This window comes from Streptomyces sp. NPDC006261 (genome assembly GCF_040613515.1).
In the GTDB taxonomy this organism is placed as follows: Bacteria; Actinomycetota; Actinomycetes; order Streptomycetales; family Streptomycetaceae; genus Streptomyces.
In genome coordinates this window covers 18,519-31,947 of sequence record NZ_JBEXSI010000006.1, presented here as the reverse complement: position 1 = coordinate 31,947, position 13,429 = coordinate 18,519, and the positions used below count along the sequence as shown (strand labels likewise).

13 protein-coding genes and 1 pseudogene are annotated in these 13,429 nt (G+C 70.7%); 6 read left to right on the top strand and 8 right to left on the bottom strand.

The genetic code is table 11. From position 1 onward, the window contains the following. Positions 1 to 209 precede the first annotated feature (209 nt). The 4 genes from ABZ154_RS05110 to ABZ154_RS05095 form a co-directional block, all read right to left on the bottom strand. On the bottom strand, positions 210 to 1,463 hold the full coding sequence (locus ABZ154_RS05110) for a serine hydrolase domain-containing protein (RefSeq protein ID WP_356829155.1): 1,254 nt from the start codon (positions 1,461 to 1,463) through the stop codon (positions 210 to 212). 313 nt (positions 1,464 to 1,776) lie between these two features. Then, on the bottom strand, positions 1,777 to 2,967 hold the full coding sequence (locus tag ABZ154_RS05105; RefSeq protein WP_356829153.1) for a hypothetical protein: 1,191 nt from the start codon (positions 2,965 to 2,967) through the stop codon (positions 1,777 to 1,779). Positions 2,968 to 3,119: 152 nt separating this feature from the next. Then, a complete protein-coding gene (locus tag ABZ154_RS05100; RefSeq protein ID WP_356829151.1) occupies positions 3,120 to 3,635 on the bottom strand; it encodes a hypothetical protein in 516 nt (171 codons plus the stop codon). A 35-nt stretch (positions 3,636 to 3,670) separates the two neighbouring features. Next, a complete protein-coding gene (locus ABZ154_RS05095) occupies positions 3,671 to 4,225 on the bottom strand; it encodes a hypothetical protein (protein ID WP_356829149.1) in 555 nt (184 codons plus the stop codon). Between the two features lie 154 nt (positions 4,226 to 4,379). On the opposite strand from ABZ154_RS05095, the gene ABZ154_RS05090 reads away from it, so the two are divergent. After that, on the top strand, positions 4,380 to 5,216 hold the full coding sequence (locus ABZ154_RS05090) for a LuxR C-terminal-related transcriptional regulator (RefSeq protein ID WP_356829147.1): 837 nt from the start codon (positions 4,380 to 4,382) through the stop codon (positions 5,214 to 5,216). Between the two features lie 17 nt (positions 5,217 to 5,233). After that, positions 5,234 to 5,701, top strand: a complete 468-nt coding sequence (locus tag ABZ154_RS05085) for a peptidase inhibitor family I36 protein (protein WP_356829145.1) — start codon at positions 5,234 to 5,236, stop codon at positions 5,699 to 5,701. Positions 5,702 to 6,371: 670 nt separating this feature from the next. Here the strand turns inward: ABZ154_RS05085 and ABZ154_RS05080 are convergent. Then, the gene (locus ABZ154_RS05080; protein WP_356829143.1) at positions 6,372 to 6,794 is read right to left on the bottom strand and encodes a YjbQ family protein; all 423 of its coding nucleotides are present in this window, start codon (positions 6,792 to 6,794) and stop codon (positions 6,372 to 6,374) included. 232 nt (positions 6,795 to 7,026) lie between these two features. Here ABZ154_RS05080 and ABZ154_RS05075 point away from each other — a divergent pair, with 232 nt between their 5' ends. Then, on the top strand, positions 7,027 to 8,136 hold the full coding sequence (locus ABZ154_RS05075; RefSeq protein ID WP_356829141.1) for an NAD(P)-binding domain-containing protein: 1,110 nt from the start codon (positions 7,027 to 7,029) through the stop codon (positions 8,134 to 8,136). Positions 8,137 to 8,148: 12 nt separating this feature from the next. Here the strand turns inward: ABZ154_RS05075 and mltG are convergent, their stop codons facing one another. The 3 genes from mltG to ABZ154_RS05060 form a co-directional block, all read right to left on the bottom strand. Then, on the bottom strand, positions 8,149 to 9,003 hold the full coding sequence (gene mltG / locus ABZ154_RS05070) for an endolytic transglycosylase MltG (RefSeq protein ID WP_356829139.1): 855 nt from the start codon (positions 9,001 to 9,003) through the stop codon (positions 8,149 to 8,151). A gap of 413 nt (positions 9,004 to 9,416) precedes the next feature. After that, positions 9,417 to 10,028: a hypothetical protein gene (locus tag ABZ154_RS05065; RefSeq protein WP_356829137.1), complete on the bottom strand. Its 612-nt coding sequence runs from the start codon at positions 10,026 to 10,028 to the stop codon at positions 9,417 to 9,419. Between the two features lie 67 nt (positions 10,029 to 10,095). Further along, positions 10,096 to 11,925, bottom strand: coding sequence for an ABC transporter ATP-binding protein (locus tag ABZ154_RS05060; protein WP_356829135.1), 1,830 nt, complete (start codon positions 11,923 to 11,925; stop codon positions 10,096 to 10,098). Positions 11,926 to 12,031: 106 nt separating this feature from the next. Between ABZ154_RS05060 and ABZ154_RS05055 the strand changes: the two genes are divergently transcribed. The 3 genes and pseudogenes from ABZ154_RS05055 (at position 12,032) to ABZ154_RS05045 (ending at position 13,258) form a co-directional block, all read left to right on the top strand. Then, positions 12,032 to 12,541 carry a MarR family transcriptional regulator gene (locus ABZ154_RS05055; RefSeq protein ID WP_356829133.1) on the top strand — a complete coding sequence of 170 codons (510 nt, stop codon included), beginning with the start codon at positions 12,032 to 12,034 and terminating at the stop codon, positions 12,539 to 12,541. A 113-nt stretch (positions 12,542 to 12,654) separates the two neighbouring features. Next, positions 12,655 to 13,058: pseudogene (locus tag ABZ154_RS05050) on the top strand (FAD-binding protein); the annotation flags it as partial. Between the two features lie 32 nt (positions 13,059 to 13,090). Beyond that, positions 13,091 to 13,258 carry a hypothetical protein gene (locus tag ABZ154_RS05045; protein ID WP_356829131.1) on the top strand — a complete coding sequence of 56 codons (168 nt, stop codon included), beginning with the start codon at positions 13,091 to 13,093 and terminating at the stop codon, positions 13,256 to 13,258. Positions 13,259 to 13,429 lie beyond the last annotated feature (171 nt).

Here is a 13,429-nt window from a genome sequence, read left to right as displayed (position 1 = left end):
GGCTGGTCCGGTCCGAGGTCGTGGGATCCGCTCCACGTCGGCGGGCATGGCGTCGGCTCCGGGAACCACACGCGCCGGGCTGCCGGGGATGATCTGCCCCACCAAGAACGTGCCGACGACGAGATCCGGGGCATCGCCGGCGTGCAAGCAGGGCGGTGCCCCTGTGGGCCGGCCGACGCGCGGGGCGGGTCGGCCGGACGTGCGGGACCTCAGTGGCGCTCGGGCAGGTCACGCTCGGCGGGCATCGGTGCGAGGTCAAGGACGCCGGAGGGCGCCGTGGAGCGCGCGGTCGAGTCGGGTGTCGGCTTCTTGCCGCAGAACGCGGCCTCCAGGGTGTTGCCCAGCGCGGTGTTCGCGGCGCCGTGGTTGGAGGTGTTGGCCATCGCCGAAAGGCTGCGACGGCCGTCGCGGGTGGAGAAGGCGTAGGTGTAGAAGCCCTGGACGGTGCCGGTGTGCCCGTACACCTGGGTGCCGCAGGACAGGTCATAGCGGCGCAGACCGAGGCCGTAGAACCGGGTGTCGGTGCTATCCGTCGGCGTGACCGTGGTCATTTCCCCCAGTGTCGCCGCGGACAGCAGCCGGCCGCGCATCAGGCCGCTGGTGAAGGTGTTGAGGTCGGTGGGGGTGGAGATGACGGCGCCCGCGGACTGCGCCCAGGACACGGTCTGCTCGGTGGAGTCGACGAGCGGCGCACCAGCCTCGTCGGGGTGCAGATAACCCCGCACGTGTGTGCCCTTGATGCGCGTGTCGGGGTGGACGTACGCGGTTTTGCGCAGCCCCAGCGGCCTGATGATGCGCCGCTGGTAGGCGTCGGCCACCGGGCGTCCCGTCAGCTTCTCGATCAGCATGCCGACGACGACGAAGTTGGCGTTCGAGTACTTGTACGCGGCACCGGGCTCGGTGGTCCGGGGCTCGGCGAGGGAGAGGTCGACCAGTTCCTGGTAGCTGAACACCCGGTTGCGTACCGCCTCGAAGCCCGGCACGGTCTGGTCGAACATGGCGTTGGTGTAATCGGCCAGGCCGCTGCGATGGGTGAGGAGGTGACGGACCGTGATCCGGTCGTCGGGCAGTAGCCCCTCAAGATACGTGTTGACGGGCGCGTCCAGCTTCAGCCGTCCCTCTTCCACCAGTTGGAGCAACACGACGCTGGAGAACGTCTTGCTGACGCTGCCGATCCGGAACCGGGCCTGGACGTCCATGGCCGCGCCGGTCTCCCGGTCGCGGACGCCGACGGCCCTTCCTCTGGCCCCGTCCGGGCCCAGGTAGCGAGCCATCGCCCCCGGCGCCCCGTCGGCCATCGCGGACTCGAGTGCGGCAACGATGCCGGCCATATCGGGCGCGGGCGTCCGGGCCGCGGCGGGGGCAGCGGACGCGCTGGTGGCGGGAGCGAGACCGCCGGCGAGAGCGGCGATCAAAGCGGCACTGACGGTCAGGCGGCGGTGTGACAACAGGGGCACGGTCATCCTCGGTTCTTCGATTGATGGGTACGGCAGCACCGCGGCGATCGACCACGAGCATCGCAAGAGGGATGTATCGAAAGCCGGGACAAAAACCAGCACAAGGGGTACAGCATCTGGGCAGTCCGGCTCCGCCCGGACGCTTCTCCACGGGCCGCGGGCCGAAGCGGTGTACTCGTCGCCCGGCAACTGCGGCTCCGACGGGCCGGCATCCGGTCGGAGCCGCACACCGTTCTTCACCGGGCCGGGAGCGCGCGATGCCAGGTGGCGAGGCACGGCCCGCCCCGGCAGGCGAGGTGGACCGGGTCGGCTGTTCGGCTCAGCACAGTCTCAGACCCGGGACCTGGTTCGCGGGAACGCTCAGGTAGATGTTGGTGACATAGCCCCCGTACTGCGGCAGGAAGGCCCACCAGTCGTTGGTGTAGGGAGGGATGCTGACCTCCTGACCCCGCTTCTGGCAGGACACCAGAACCTCGGCGCCGGCGGGCAGCACCGTCAGCTTCCGGGATGTCGTGGTGGAATCCGCGCGGACGTTGACGTCGGCGCCCCACGTGCCGATCCACGTGCCGGCGGGGCGCGTGGCCCCGGGCACGTTCAGGGAGCGGGTCAGCCGGCCGAGGTCGGTGTACGCCTTGCCGTACGAGGTGCCCTCCGGGTGCAGAGTGAGGACGGCCACGATCCCGCGGTCGTCGGGGCCGACGGTACCGGTGCTGTGCAGGGCCGGCCGGCCGAGGTCGACCCCCGCGGCGACTGGAGTACCGGTGCGGGCCGTCGGCGTGGCCGCGGCCGGTGCGGTGCAACCGCCCGAGCTGAAGCCCGACCAGCCTTGCTTCACCGCCCAGGGACGTTCGAAGGCGCTGGGAATACCGAAATGCTGGTCATAGCCGTCGTCGGCACAGCGGGTCGAAGAGCGCAGGCCGTCCATGACGTAGTCGCGCACCGCGGCGGGCGCGGTGTCCAGCACGTACCGGTAGATCCTGACGGTGTCCCGGGCTGAGAGAGCGGTGTATCCCCAGTAGCCGGGATGGGTCGCCGGAGGGCGGGTGGTGTCGGTGAGGCCGAGCTTGCGCACCATCCGGTCGACGATCGCGCCGGCGCCGTTCACGGTCCAGAAGTGGCTGGCCGCGTCGTCGTCACTCGCGCGCAGCATGTCGTCAACGCGGGCGCGGTCCTGCGCGCCGAGTGCGTCGGGGCCGCGGTCGCCCAGGAGGTCGAGGGCGATGAGGAGCTTGACGACGGAGGCCGACCGGAAAGGCAGGGACGGGTTGACCTGTTCGGTGAAGGAGCCGGATCTGCGGTCGAAGACGGCGACGCCGGCCGTCACCCCGGACGGCACCTCAGCGGCCACGGTCCTGGGCGTCGGGTGGGGTGACGGGGCGGCTGCCGCGGCCGGCAGGGCGGCCGAGCAGACCAGCGCCAGGAGAGCAGCCCCGAGCACGGCGACGTGCGCCGGCCGCCACGGCGGGCGTCGTCGAGCGGCGGCAAGGGAACGGGTGAGAGACAGAGTCATGAGTCGTCCAGAGATTCGCGAACATCGGATGCCACGTGCGACCTGCGCGGGACCGCCGCGGGGCACGGTCCGCCGCCTGGCGCGGCACGGTCTGCGGGTTCGTGCCGCGCGGCGGCCCCAGGAGAGGGCCGGATCTCAGCGGTGCCGGCGGGTCACCACCAGTCGACGCCGTTCTTGGTGGCGCAGCGGACGACGCCATTGGTGGCGAGCGAACCGCAGACCCGGAACTGGTAGTTGGGGTCGGTGCTGGTGCGCTTGAAGGGAGTTGTCAGACTTTGGCCGTGGTTCTGCACGGTGAAAGGTCCGCACTGGAGCCAGGGGCGGATCGGCCACTCGGGCCTGCCTCCGTCGTCCCATCCGTCGGCCCGCCAGTCCATCCACACCTTGTCACCCGGACGGGTGGGGCCGCTGATCTTCCCGAAACCGATCTGCTGATCCACGTACACCCCCTTCTCCAGGGTGATGACGACGCCACCGCCGAGATCCAGGCTGCGAGGCTTGGCGGTGTCCCCGGAGGCGTTGTCCGGATGGTCGCGGAAGCCCCGGACGCCGCCCGTGCAGTCCGACGCGGCGGCCTGGGCGGGGGCGACGGGCCCCGCAACCGTCAGGCCGGCCGCGAGGGCGCAGACCGCGGTGAGAGAAGTGAGTACGGATCGCAGTGAACTCATGGCAGATGCCCTTTCAGTGGTTGACGGTCGCGGTGTCAGCCGCGCCAGACCTTCACGTACGTGACAGCGTCGTTGAGGGCGTCGCCGACGTACGGGACCTGCCCGGTGAACGAGCCGTTGCCGCGCGGGCCACTGAGGTACGACTTGGTGCAGCCGCCCATCACCTGGATGGACGTCAGGTTGTTCGACCACCACCTGCTCGGCGTGAAGCTGTAACCGGTCGCGTCGCACGGGCCGTCGTAACCGTAGATGCGGTCATACACACCGCCGTAGTCACTGTGCTCCGACCAGACCATGAGCTGGGTCTCAGCGGCCGGTGCCGCCCGCTCGGCGCGTCCGTCCGCGTCGGGGCCCGAGAAGCAGGTACGTGAGCGGACCGTCGATTCTCCCTCGCTGCGCTCGATGCCGTTCAGGACGGTGACGCAGTGGGTGGCTCCCGGCCGTTGCTCAGCGGCCGTCGCGGCGGGCGCCGCGACCCCCAGACAGCTGGTGACGCAGACCGCGGCGGCGAGCAGCACACGGTGGCGGCGCTGGGCCGAGGGCTGTGGGTCGGCGGACGAGGCTCTTCCCGCTGGTGTCTTTCCGAACATGTGCGATCTCCCCGTGTGTCCGGCGGACCCCGTGGTCCATCCGGAGCCGATGGTGGCGGGAGCGCTCCGTGCCGCGCTATGGGGAGAAGTGCGTATGGACAACGGCGGGTTACGGTGAAAGGGCACACTTACGGAGACGCCGGGGGAAGTCGTCATGCCGGATCGGTACGCACGCATGCTGGACTTGGCGGTCGAGGTGATGAGCACCGAGGCCCCTGAGTTCATCTGGCCCTTGCTCACCGAGGAACTGCTCACGGCACTCGACGGGGAGCTGATCGTCGTCAAGGAGGTGCCCTGGACACGTGAGCAGGGCAGCGTGGTGATCCGGTCCCCAGGACCTCTGCCGGAAGCCAGCGTCGGTGACGACTCGGTGCAGGCTCACATCCGTTCGGGGTACCCCTTCATCGACCGCTACGGGGCCAGCGCCGACTGGACGCCGCAGAGCGCCGCACGTGTGGTGGGGGCGCGGACCTGGCAGAACAGTCCGACCGCCGACGCTCTCCACCAGGCGTTCGGGACACGGCACGTGTTCGGCCTCCCGCTGCCGGGCAGGGGACCGCACGTCAGCGGATTCCTGGTGCACCGGTCCGGCGGCGACTTCTCCCGGCACGATGAGCGCTACGCCGCACGCGTCCAGCCACTGCTCAAGGCCGCGACGGCCCACCGGTCCCTCCTGATGGCGCTGCGCGAGTCCTCCGGCAGCAATCGCAGGCGGCAGGCCAACCACGCCATGGCGACGCCACTGACCCCGCGCGAGACAAACGTGCTGCACCTGCTGGCCACGGGACTCACCGCCGAGGTGATCGGACGCAGGCTGGGCATTTCGCCGCGCACCGTCCACAAGCACCTGAACGCGCTGTACCGGAAGCTCGGAGCCGCGGACCGGCTCAGCGCGGTACTGCGCGCCCAGGACGCGGGCCTGCTTCCCGGGACGTCCAGGCCGTCCGGCGCACACCCCGGCCCGGGCTCGGCCGGCTCGCATTCCCGGTAGACGGGAAGCCCTCGCTGATGCCCGCCGGCAGTCATCAGGACGCCCACACAGAGGAGCTCTTCACGCCCCTGACTTGCCGGCGCCTGCGCGCCCTGCTGGGGCTGGCCCTGGCTGTCGCCCTGCTGCCGATAGCCGCTACCAGCGCCCACGCCGGGAGCACCCAACCCACCTACAGCACCCGGAACCCGGGTAACTGCCCGGCGGGGAACCTGTGCGTCTACAAGGGCGCCAACTACGCGACCGAGGGCGTCGGCATCGCCATGTTCCAGCACAACAACCCCGTCTGGTCCGAGACCAGGAACCGCTACATCTCCCACGAGGACTCGTCCTGGTTCAACAACGGCACCGGCACCTCGTACAGCTCCGTGATGGTCTGGTCTTCACGGACAACTACTACGGCGGGAACTTCGCCTGCCTGGACAAGGGCTGGGGCGACACCTGGGACAGGGTGGCGAACGACCAGGGCGAGGTCACCGTCTGGGTGAACGGGCCCTGCTGACCCGCCTTTCCCGCCGCTCACGTCCGCCCACCAACCGCGCGAGCGGCTAGGCGTCACCGGTAGGTGATCGGATAGGCGGAGGCGCTGCTTCACTACTGATCGAGACGTTCTCGGGACCACCCAGGATGCGACGGGCGCCCTCTCGCATCACCTCAGAGGCATGCGGGCGCAGCTCGACGTGGTCGACCCTGCCCCTATCCTTCGCCCGTACTGGCAGCCGCAGGAGGGCTTGCCCTTCGGTCGACCGGCCGCCCGGATCTTGATCATGGCGTCACGGTCCGGCGCTGGATCGCGCGCAGTTCAATCTGCGCGCCGCCCAGGCTTCCATGGTGAAGCGGTTCTCGTCACGAAGCCAGGGGCCCAGTTCGGGCAGGTCACGCGGTCGCTGGCGCCCGAGGCCTTCCAGTCCTCCGCCCAGTCGATGATGTGCGCACCTACGGACGCGGCGGCGGTCAGCACGTTTTCCCGCTGGCGTTCGGTTCGGGGAACAACGTCGCCAGCTTCACCCGCGACAGCCGCCGCACTCCCAGCAGGCATTCGCCGCATCCCTCGTAGGGACGCTCGACCGCATGTAGACCCGTACCGTGCAAGATCCTCTCCGTTCGCGCACGCAGGGTACGGAGAAGCGGCGGCACGACCTCCGGGAGTGTTCCTGATCAGCCCAGGAAGCTCAACCGCACCTCACGATCCGGATTATCGACGTTTGTGTCCACCAGGCACACCGACTGCCAGGTCCCCAGCTCCAGCGACCCACCGATCACCGGCAAGGTGGCGTGGGGCGGGACGAGGGCGGGGAGCACGTGGTCACGGCCGTGGCCCGGGCTGCCGTGGCGGTGCTGCCAGCGGTCGTCCGCCGGGAGCAGGTGGTGGAGGGCGGCCAGGAGGTCGTCGTCGCTGCCCGCGCCCGTCTCCAGGATCGCGACGCCCGCCGTGGCGTGGGGTACGAAGACGTTGAGCAGGCCGTCCCGGCCGGCCGCCGCCCGGGCGAGGAACTCCTCGCACTCCCGCGTGAGGTCGGTGACGCGCTCAGCGGTACCCGTGGTGATGTGCAGAACAGTGGTGGTGAAGGAATCCGACATGCCCCCATGTTCTCTTCCGGAGGGCGAGATCACACGTCCGCCGTCCGAGACGCCTCTGACCGTCTCCTGACCGGATGACTGCGTTCATCGCCGTGTTCCCATCAGCTCCGCTCGCCTCGCGCGGCCCGGAGCGCTGAACCTCGCGTTGGTGCGGGCCGGGGCACTCGGACGTCGCGCAGGTGGTGACCGGGCGCCCGGGAAGATCCCGGGCGCCCCGCGAGTTAGTAGAAACGTGAACATCATTGGGGCGCGCGAGCTGGACGTGGTCGTGATCGGCGCCGGGCAGGCGGGGCTGTCCGCCGCCCACCACCTGCGCCGCGCCGGTCTGGAGCCGGACCGCGATTTCGTGGTCCTGGACCACGCGCCCCGGCCGGGCGGCGCCTGGCAGTTCCGCTGGCCCTCGCTGACGTACGGCAAGGTGCACGGGATGCACGCACTGCCGGGTATGGAGCTGACCGGCGCCGACCCCGACCGGCCCTCGTCCGAGGTGATCGGCGCGTACTTCACGGCGTACGAGGAGCGCTTCGAGCTGCGCGTGCACCGGCCCGTCGAGGTGAGTGCCGTACGTGAGGGAAGCGGCGGCCGGCTGCTCGTGGAGACGTCCGAGGGTGCGTACGCCGCGCGGGCGCTGATCAACGCGACCGGCACCTGGGACCGGCCGTTCTGGCCGCGCCACCCCGGGCAGGAGACATTCCGAGGGCGCCAGCTGCACACGGCGGACTACCCGGGGCCCGAGGAGTTCGCGGGGCGGCGTGTCGTCGTGGTCGGGGGCGGCGCCTCAGGTACGCAGCACCTGATGGAGGTCGCCGACTACGCCGCCGAGACGTTCTGGGTGACCCGGCGTGAACCGGTCTTCCGCGACGAACCGTTCACCGAGGAGTGGGGGCGGGCGGCCGTGGCGATGGTGGAGGAGCGGGTCCGCAACGGGCTGCCGCCGCAGAGTGTGGTGAGTGTGACCGGGTTGCCGGTCACCGACGCGGTGCGGCGCGCCCGTGAGCAGGGGGTGCTGGACCGGCTGCCGATGTTCGACCGGATCACCCCGACCGGGGTGGCCTGGGGCGACGGCCGGAGTGTCGAGGCGGACGTGATCCTCTGGGCGACCGGCTTCCGGCCCGCGCTTGACCACTTGGCACCGCTGAAGCTGCGCGAGCCGGGCGGCGGTATCCGGGCCGAGAACACCCGGGCCGTACGGGACGGACGCGTCCATCTCGTCGGGTACGGGCCGTCCGCCAGCACCATCGGCGCCAACCGGGCGGGGCGCACCGCCGTGCGGTCGGTGCTGCGGCTGCTGAAGGAGACCGGTGGCCTGGACCGTATGCGGAAGGCCGGGGCGGCCGCGTGACGGCTGCTCCCGTCAGCCCGTGGCCGCGCGGCGGTTGCGGTTGAACTCCTCGACGTTCTTCTGCTGTTCGTCGTAGCTGTCGGTGAACCGGGTGTCCCCGGGCGCGACCGTGACGAAGTACAGCCAGGGGCCTGGCGTGGGGCTGATCGCGGCGCGCAGGGCCTCCTCCCCCGGGTTCCCGATGGGCGTCGGCGGCAGGCCCTTGCGTACGTAGCTGTTGTACGGGCTGTCCAGCTGGGTGTCGGTGGTCGTGGTGTCCAGGGTGGAGCGCTTGAGGGCGTAGTTGATGGTGGAGTCCATCTGCAACGGCATGTCCTTGAGCAGCCGGTTGTAGACGACCCGGGCGACCTTGCCCATGTCGGAAGCGGTGTCCGCCTCGGCCTGGACGATGCTGGCGATCGTGGCCGTCTCGTAGACCGTGACGTTGTTGCGCTGCGCCCCGGCGGTGATGCGGTCCGCCCCGAACCGTTTGCGGGCGGTGTCCGCCATGTAGCGCAACAGGCCGGCGGGCTCGGTCGCGGAGTCGATCGGATACGTGGCCGGGAAGAGGTACCCTTCGGGGTTGCCCTCGGCCTGTTCGGGCAGCTCCAGATCCACCGTCGCCGCGGTCTTCCGCGTGGAGCCGGACTTCAGGCCGAGCGCCCGGTCGACAGCGGTGTACACCTGCGATGCTCGCCACCCCTCCGGGATCACCAGAGTGCTCTGCGGGCGCTCCTTCTTCTTCTCCTCGTCCGAGCCGAGCAGAGAGAGCGGGATCAGTACGGCGGCCGACGCGACGAGCAGCGCGGCGGCGACCAGGACGATCTTTCCGCGGCGGGTCGGGCGGAGTCTGCGACGGGGACGGGCGTCCAGGGGCTCGTTCACCATGCGGGCACGTTAACCCGGTCCGCTCCCCCGGGCCGGTAGCCCGGCGGCGGCGTCGGCTCGGGGGACACGAACGCCGTACCGCGCGACCAGAACACACGAACAAGGGATCGGTTGTTCGCCGGAACGCGTGATCGTATGGGGATCCGTTGCTGATCTCCATCGGCGGGCGTGATGATTGCAGAGCGCAGTCGACGGGCTGCAGACCGCTACCGCGCACGTCCCAGCACATGCACCACGCACAAGGAGAAGCACCGGATGAACTTCCTGACCAACCTGCTCGCCGGCATCGTCCACTTCGTGGGTTGGCTCGTCTGACCATCGCTGCGCCCGGCGCCGTCGCTCCCCGTCCCACGGGTGCGGCGGCGCCGCTGCGTGTACGGAGCCGGGGCGACGTACACAGCCTGCGTAGGGCTTCAGCCCCGTGCCCCCGCCGGTCCGGCGAAGGGCGGCAGTTCGGTGAAGGCGGGTTCCACCGTCACCGCCTCCGCGAGCACGTCGAGTGTCCGGCGGACCCGGGTGAGCGGGTGGTCGGGGAACTTGGCGTCCCACTGGGCGTGGTCCGCCGCATGGAAGGGCAGACCGCCCTGGGCCTCGGGGGCGTACGGGTGGGGCCGGAAGTACTGGTCGGGTCCCAGCTCGGCCAGGACCACGGCCTCCCGCATGCCCGTCATGCCACGCTCGGCAGCCTGGATCTTCACCACGGTGCTGCAGGCGGCGCGCGGCACGGTGAAGCTGCCGATGAAGGCCTGGCCGCTGGGCTGCCCGGGGAGCGGCAGCTTGAGTATCTGGCGCAGGGCGGGCAGCTCGCCGATCCGCTTCACCGATGCCTCGATGAGGCCGCCGCCCGCTCGTGCCGTGAAGTGGGTCAGGCCGTGGCGCAGGGCAGGGCCGTCGTCCAGGGCGGCCGGCAGATCCGGCGGCAGGTCGAAGAAGTGCAGCGACAGCACATCGCCGTGGTCGTTCAGCCAGGTGTCGGTGTCGACGGGCCTGTAGCCGGGGAGTTCGACCCCGAGGAGAGCTCTCATGCGCGGGGATCATGCCGTACGGGCGGTGCTCCGATGACGTCGGGGTCCGGCCGCCCGCGGTGTGCGGTCAGGAGGCCGGGACCGGGGCCGGGGCCGGGGCCGGGTGGGAGTCGCGGCGGATCAGGGCGGCGTAGCGGCCGTCCCGGTCGAGCAGCTCCTCGTGCGTACCGCGCTCGGCTATGCGGCCGCCGTCCAGGACGACGATCTGGTCCGCGTCGCGGACGGTGGAGAGACGGTGCGCGATGGTGAGGGTGGTGCGGCCGGCGGAGAGTGCGTCGATCGCTTCCTGCACGGCGTGTTCCGTACGGGTGTCGAGTGCGCTGGTCGCCTCGTCGAGGATCAGTACCGGCGGGTCGCGGAGGATGGTGCGGGCGATGGCCAGGCGCTGCTTCTCCCCGCCCGAGAAGCGGTAACCGCGCTCGCCGACAAGGGTGTCGTACCCGTCGGGCAGGGAAGCGATGTGCTCGTGGATCTGCGCGGCGCGGGCCGCGGCCTCGATCTCCTCGTCGGTGGCCTCCGGCTTGGCGAAGCGCAGGTTGTCGGCGACGGAGGCGTGGAAGAGGTAGGTCTCCTGGGAGACCACGCCTACCGCTCGGGCCAGCGTGTCGAAGTCCAGATCGCGGACGTCGGTCCCGTCGAGCGTGACCCGGCCGCCGGTGACGTCGTAGAGCCGGGGCACGAGATAGCTGAGCGTGGACTTGCCGGAGCCGGTGGGGCCGACGACCGCCAGGCTGGTGCCCGCGGGAACGGTCACGTCGATGGAGCTGAGCGTGGGGCCGCTGGTGGTGTCGTAGCTGAAGTCGACGTCCTCGAAGGCGATCTCGCCGCGGATCTTCTCCAGCCGGACAGGCTTCTCCGGTTCGGTGATGTCAACCGTGAGGTCGAGGTACTCGAAGATCCGCTGGAAGAGCGCGAGGGAGGTCTGCATCTGCACGCCCGTGGAGAGCAGGCTCACCGCCGGGCGGAACAGGCCCTGCTGGAGGGTGACGAAGGCGACGAGCGTACCGATGGAGACGGCGGTGCCGCCGGGCCGGAAGGTGAGGCCGGCCACCCAGTAGATGACGGCGGGCATGGCGGCCATCACGATGCCGATGGTGGACATCCGCCAGCGGCCCGCCATGTTGGAGCGCACTTCCAGGTCGACCAGGCGCTCGGACTCCTCGCTGAACCCCCGGGTGAGGGAGTCGGAGCGGCCCATCGTGCGGCCCAGGAGGATGCCGCTGACCGAGAGGGACTCGGTCACCGTGGCGGCCATGGCGGCCATCTGCTTCTGGCGCTGGGTGGTGATCCGCTTCCGCTCGCGGCCGACGCGGCGGCTGATCGCGACGAACACCGGCAGAAGGAGCAGCGAGACGACGGTGAGGCGCCAGTCGAGCGCGAGCATGGCGACGACGGTGGCGATGACGGCCGTGAGATTGGAGACGAGCGAGGTCGCGGTGGAAGTGACCGTCGCCTGCATGCCGCCGATGTCGTTGGCGATGCGGGACTGGACCTCGCCCGTGCGGGTCCGGGTGAAGAAGGCGAGCGGCATCCGCTGGAGCTGGGTGTACACCGCGGTGCGCAGGTCGTGCATGACGCGCTGGCCGACGGTCGTCGAGATCAGGGTCTGCAGGACGCCGAAGACGCTGTTCATCACGGCGGTGAGGATCATGCCGAGGGCGAGCAGCGTCAGCAGTCCTGTGCGCCCCTGGGGGATCGCGGTGTCCAGAATCTCGCGCAGCAGGAACGGGGAGGCGACCGACACCAGGGAGGAGGCGCCGACCAGCAGGCCGACCACGGCGAGGCGGCCGCGGTAGGGGTGGAAGAGGCGGAGGATGCGGCGCACCTCGCCGGGCGGCCGGTCGGAGGCGGCGCGGGCATCGGGTGGGGGCGTCCACGTGAGTTCGTCGGGTTTCATGGGCTCCTTCGTGGGGCGTGAGGAACGGCCGGACGCATCCGGCGTTCAGAGCTTAGCTCATTGTTACCTATACTCACAATGAACAGGGTCCTGATATTGTTCCCGTATGGACGCCTCAGATTCCTCCGACGCCGATGCCACGGATGCGGCAGCCGCCGCCGATCGGTCCCGTGGCCATGACCGTGACTCCGACGGCATGCTCGCCGAGCAGCTTCTGCGGCTGACGCGCCGGCTGCACCGCATCCAGAGCCGCCAGCTGGAGCCGATCGGCATCACCCCGGCCCAGTTCCGGCTGCTGCGGACCGTCGCGAGTTACGACGCGGCCCCCCGGATGGCCGATCTGGCCCAGCGCCTGGACGTCGTCCCGCGCGCCGTGACGACGCTGGTGGACGCCCTGGAGGCGAGCGGCCGGGTCCGTCGCGCCCCGGATCCGGACAGCCGCCGGGTGGTGCGCATCGAGATCACCGACGAGGGCCGCGCCACCCTGCGCTCCCTGCGCAACGCGCGCCGGGCGGCCGCAGAGGAGATCCTGGCTCCACTGACCGCCGATCAGCGCGAGGTGCTCGGCGGGCTGCTCTCCGCTCTGGTCGACGGGATGCCGGAGCGCCACTGCTGAGAGCACCCCTGCTGAGAGCGCCCTTGCTGAGACCGGGCGCCCTAGCCGGGTACGAGCCGCCAGGATCGTACGCCGACCGCACCGACCGCACCGACCGCCGGGGGGACGCCGACATGCCACTGCTGGAGCCCGGCCCGGATGCCCTCCGCCCCGGTGCGGCACGGGGACCCGCCATCGACCGGGTCACCGACCGGAGCGCGGCCGGCGCCCGGAGCCCCTGCGCTCCGAGCTGACCGCCCTGCTCGGCGCGGACGAGGTGCTCCGGGAGATCTCCGACCTCGTGCGGTACGCCTCCGACGCCGGCCCGTACCCCTTCCTTCCCCGGGTCGTGCTGGTCCCCGGGGACCTCGACGACGTCTCCGCGATCCTGTCGTGCGCCCACGGCAAGGGCCGCGAGGTCGTCCTCCGGGCCGCGGGCACCAGCCTCGGCGGCCAGGCGCAGGGCGAGGACATCCCCGTCGACGTACGCCGGCACCGGACCGGTGTCGAGGTGCTGGACGACGCCGGACGCCGCGCGTTCGCGGGCGACCGGGGCATGCTGACAAGGAGTTGACCGATACCGCCACGGCGAAGAAGGCAGCCGAGGTCAACTCCACGCACGGCTCCCATCTGTCGGCCAACCGCATGTGCGGGATCGGCATGGAGCGGGCCACCGGACACCCCCACCGCTCGGCCCTGACCGAGCTGGAGGGCGCCACCCGGCCGCCGGGCCGCTGAGCGTCCGAGGGGCCCGGCCCAGCGCAGCTCGGGTGCCCCAACTGGTTGAACCAGTTGGGGCATTCGCCTGCCTGGAAGAAAAGTCCATGGTTTGAGGACGAGAGTCCAAATGGCTCCCTTGCGCACCATCAGCCTCACCGTCCAGGGTCCTTGTCGAGGCCCGGTCCCGGG

Coding starts and splice junctions, on each gene's coding strand:
- ABZ154_RS05110 (WP_356829155.1), bottom strand. CDS start 1,463: ATGACCGTGCCCCTGTTGTCACACCGCCGCCTGACCGTCAGTGCCGCT.
- ABZ154_RS05105 (WP_356829153.1), bottom strand. CDS start 2,967: ATGACTCTGTCTCTCACCCGTTCCCTTGCCGCCGCTCGACGACGCCCG.
- ABZ154_RS05100 (WP_356829151.1), bottom strand. CDS start 3,635: ATGAGTTCACTGCGATCCGTACTCACTTCTCTCACCGCGGTCTGCGCC.
- ABZ154_RS05095 (WP_356829149.1), bottom strand. CDS start 4,225: ATGTTCGGAAAGACACCAGCGGGAAGAGCCTCGTCCGCCGACCCACAG.
- ABZ154_RS05090 (WP_356829147.1), top strand. CDS start 4,380: ATGCCGGATCGGTACGCACGCATGCTGGACTTGGCGGTCGAGGTGATG.
- ABZ154_RS05085 (WP_356829145.1), top strand. CDS start 5,234: ATGCCCGCCGGCAGTCATCAGGACGCCCACACAGAGGAGCTCTTCACG.
- ABZ154_RS05080 (WP_356829143.1), bottom strand. CDS start 6,794: ATGTCGGATTCCTTCACCACCACTGTTCTGCACATCACCACGGGTACC.
- mltG (WP_356829139.1), bottom strand. CDS start 9,003: ATGGTGAACGAGCCCCTGGACGCCCGTCCCCGTCGCAGACTCCGCCCG.
- ABZ154_RS05065 (WP_356829137.1), bottom strand. CDS start 10,028: ATGAGAGCTCTCCTCGGGGTCGAACTCCCCGGCTACAGGCCCGTCGAC.
- ABZ154_RS05060 (WP_356829135.1), bottom strand. CDS start 11,925: ATGAAACCCGACGAACTCACGTGGACGCCCCCACCCGATGCCCGCGCC.
- ABZ154_RS05055 (WP_356829133.1), top strand. CDS start 12,032: ATGGACGCCTCAGATTCCTCCGACGCCGATGCCACGGATGCGGCAGCC.